At 58.8% G+C, this 3,515-nt stretch carries 3 protein-coding genes; 1 reads left to right on the top strand and 2 read right to left on the bottom strand.

Annotation, left to right across the window (positions count from 1 at the left end; genetic code table 11):
• Positions 1 to 86 precede the first annotated feature (86 nt).
• Both mqo and EJA71_RS19680 read right to left on the bottom strand, forming a co-directional pair.
• Positions 87 to 1,595, bottom strand: coding sequence for a malate dehydrogenase (quinone) (gene mqo / locus EJA71_RS19675; protein WP_158959273.1), 1,509 nt, complete (start codon positions 1,593 to 1,595; stop codon positions 87 to 89).
• 709 nt (positions 1,596 to 2,304) lie between these two features.
• Positions 2,305 to 2,538, bottom strand: a complete 234-nt coding sequence (locus EJA71_RS19680) for a hypothetical protein (RefSeq protein WP_129395466.1) — start codon at positions 2,536 to 2,538, stop codon at positions 2,305 to 2,307.
• A 205-nt stretch (positions 2,539 to 2,743) separates the two neighbouring features.
• On the opposite strand from EJA71_RS19680, the gene EJA71_RS19685 reads away from it, so the two are divergent.
• Complete coding sequence (locus EJA71_RS19685) at positions 2,744 to 3,328, top strand: YajG family lipoprotein (RefSeq protein WP_008086137.1); 585 nt, start codon at positions 2,744 to 2,746, stop codon at positions 3,326 to 3,328.
• Positions 3,329 to 3,515: the final 187 nt, after the last annotated feature.

Consider the following 3,515-nt stretch of genomic DNA (forward strand, 5'->3'; position numbering starts at 1 on the left):
GTGTAGGAGCTGCCGCAGGCTGCGTTTTTTGCTTCTGACAGACATAAAAAAAACGCCCCGATCGGGGCGTTTTTTATGCAGCAAGATCAAGCGTAGCTTGGGGTCTCGCTGCTTTCTTCAACCAGCTCCAGCGCGATGTTGTTCTGCGCATTGATCTTGCGATACAGCGCAGCATCGGTTTCCAGCACCTTTTCACGGGCCGGGAAGATTTCCGCCAGTTTGCCAGCCCACTCGCCTTTGGCCTTGGCCGGGAAGCACTTCTCGATCAGCTCAAGCATGATCGAAACGGTGACCGAAGCGCCTGGCGAAGCGCCGAGCAGCGCGGCGAGGGAACCGTCCTTGGCCGACACCAGTTCGGTGCCGAACTGCAGGATGCCGCCCTTTTTCGGATCTTTCTTGATGATCTGCACCCGTTGGCCGGCCACTTCCAGGCGCCAGTCTTCGGCTTTCGCCTCAGGGTAGAAACGGCGCAGGGAATCCAGACGCTGCTCCATCGATTGCATCACTTCGCTGACCAGGTACTTGGTCAGGTCCATGTTGTTTTTCGCCACCGCCAGCATCGGCCCGATGTTGCCGGCGCGAACCGACAGCGGCAGGTCCATGAAGGAGCCGTGCTTGAGGAACTTGGTGGTGAAACCGGCGTATGGCCCGAACAGCAGGGACTTTTTGCCGTCGACCACACGGGTGTCCAGGTGCGGCACCGACATTGGTGGCGAACCCACAGCAGCCTGGCTGTAAACCTTGGCCTGGTGCTGTTTGACCACTTCCGGGTTGTCACAACGCAGCCACTGGCCGCTGATCGGGAAGCCGCCGAAGCCTTTGCTTTCTTCGATGCCCGAGGCCTGCAGCAACGGCAACGCCGCGCCACCTGCGCCGAGGAAGACGAACTTGGCGTCGACTTCGCGGGTGCTGCCGCTGTTGACGTCCTTGATGCTGACGGTCCAGTCGGCGCCGTTACGCTTGAGGCCGGTCACGCGCTTGCAGTATTTGACTTGAGTGTCGGGAGCGCTGGTCAGGTGCTTGAGCAACTGATTGGTCAGGGCGCCGAAGTTGACGTCGGTGCCGTTCATCACGCGGGTCGCGGCGAGGACTTCGTCCGGCGAACGGCCCGGCATCATCAACGGCATCCACTCGGCCATCTTGGCCTTGTCTTCGGTGTACTCCATATCGGAGAACGCGTGATGCTTGTGCAGGACGTCAAAACGCTCCTTGAGGAAGGAAACGCCACTGTCACCCTGCACGAAGCTGAGGTGCGGTACCGGGCTGATAAAGGATTTGCACGAGCCGAAGGTGCCTTTCTTGGTCAGGTACGACCAGAACTGCTTCGAGACTTCGAACTGGGTGTTGATGTGCACGGCTTTCTTGATGTCGACGGTGCCATCGGCAGCCTGCGGCGTGTAATTCAGCTCGCACAGGCCCGCGTGGCCGGTACCGGCGTTGTTCCAGGGGTTGGAACTCTCGGCGGCACCGGAATCCATCAGCTCGACGACTTCCAGCTTGATCGCGGGGTCGAGCTCTTTGAGCAGTACTGCCAGGGTGGCACTCATGATGCCGGCCCCAACCAGAACTACGTCGACTGCTTCGTTATGCGCCATTTAACGCGTCTCCCAAATCTGCAGCACCAAATTGTCGGCATGGCTGCCAGGCGTTCCGGGACAGGTCAGTAATGTCCGGGCTATCCGTGGTCAGGTTCGCCATGTCCGAATCTTCGCAATTTTTCGCAACTTCGACGGATGTATGCGGCTTGGCTTTCAAGAGCTCCATGAACTCATTTCAGCACGCTGCTGGCAATTCGACTTATGGTCGAGACATCCGTTTTTGTGCAACCAAATCCGTAGCGGACAGGCTTCAGGCTCCGATATTCGAGGTATACCCGGTCCTGTGTCGTTGGGCTGTTTCAGACGCTAATGGTGCATGTTCAGACGCAAAACTTTTCATTTGCTCGCCACACTCTTGTGAAGTTGTGAAAACCCGTTTTTTTCACGCTCTTTTGAAGACGTGAACCTCAAAAAAGGCTGTCACAGCCTGGCACCGTGCCCGCAGGGGCAAAAACAACGCGGCGGCCGAGCGTCATGACAGCTCTGCAGATTCGCGAAAAGCGGGTTTTTGCCGGAAGAACAGGCAAGCGCGCCAACTTCACTCGATCTGTGTGGGCGGCTCTCTGTGGGCGATTTTTGATGTCGATGCATGCGCATTGACGCTGTTGCGGGGCCCGATCAGGAGACGTCCTTATAATCGGGGGGAGATTGTATCGAAGAAATGCGCGGTGTTGCTCGTGTTTAATGACTTTTATTAGGCATCCGGTCAGATGCTCAACATCGCCTGCACCCGTGCGCGGGGCTGCGACGCTATGACGCGGGCGCTGGCGGGCAGTGGCTGGTGCAACCAGTTGAGGCGTATTTCTTCGATTTCCACCCAACCGTCGCCCATTGGCTGCAGGCTGCACTGCTTGAATGCCTGGCAATGGCCGTCGCGGTCGAGCAGGGCAAAGCTGCGATGCAGCGGGCGTGGAGCGAACAACGAGATCAGATAACGCATGGTCGAGTACCTTGTTGGAGGACTGCTTTGAAGGTTGGCAACGCGCCGTGACGTCAACGTGTATGGCGGGTGAACAATCTGTGACAGGAACCGCTTTCGACGGGGTTTGTCAGACATTTCAGTATTCGCTGCCGGGCGCTGGTTACCCGCAGTGGCCCACCGCTATACTGCCGGCCTGTTTGTGCCTGATTCTGGAGAGAAGAGCATGTTGCAACGCCTGTTGTTCGGTTTGATCACTGTGGCCGGTTTGACCCTGGCCGGCTGCGCCCACAGCCCGCAACAACTGAATCCGGAGCCGAAGCTGACCACGCAGTTGCCTGCGGTCGGCCGTGGCCAGCCAGTTGTCGTGCGTGTGGTTGACGGTCGTCCGTCGCCAACCCTCGGTACCCGTGGCGGTCTGTACCCGGAAACCAGCGCCATCACCGTGCAGCGCGAGCAGATCCTGCCGAAGCTGCAGGCTCAGGCTGAAGCCGCCGTACGTCTGCTCGGTTTCACCCCGACCAACAACGCACCGAACGCGCCTCAGCTGACCGTGACGTTGGCCGAGCTGAAATACCAGTCGCCGAAAGAAGGCATGTACGTGACCGAAGCGACCATCGGCGCGACCTTCCGCTCCGACGTGCAGAACGCCAATCGCCGTTACAGCGGCCGTTACGGCGCGTCGCTGGACCAGCGTTTCGGCATGGCGCCGAACCAGGAAACCAACACCAAGCTGGTGAGCGACGTGTTGAGTGATGCGCTGACGCGTCTGTTCAAGGACCCAACCGTGGGTCAGGTGCTCGCCGAGTAAGCTTTTCGGCAGATGCAAAAAAGCCCGGTGCCAGCAATGGCTCCGGGCTTTTTCATGCAGATCGATTCCCTGTAGGAGCTGCCGAAGGCTGCGATCTTTTGCTTTTTACGCAGGAATGGCTTTCGCCTTAGGCTCCCGATCCCAAACCCGATGCTGCCCGATCGCCGCAAAGAACGGCTTGGTCAAC

The organism is Pseudomonas sp. PB106, from assembly GCF_009764645.1.
Classification (GTDB): domain Bacteria; phylum Pseudomonadota; class Gammaproteobacteria; order Pseudomonadales; family Pseudomonadaceae; genus Aquipseudomonas.

Bases quoted from the DNA above. Each gene is read 5' to 3' on its own strand.
- mqo (WP_158959273.1), bottom strand. From the start codon at position 1,595: ATGGCGCATAACGAAGCAGTCGACGTAGTTCTGGTTGGGGCCGGCATC.
- EJA71_RS19680 (WP_129395466.1), bottom strand. From the start codon at position 2,538: ATGCGTTATCTGATCTCGTTGTTCGCTCCACGCCCGCTGCATCGCAGC.
- EJA71_RS19685 (WP_008086137.1), top strand. From the start codon at position 2,744: ATGTTGCAACGCCTGTTGTTCGGTTTGATCACTGTGGCCGGTTTGACC.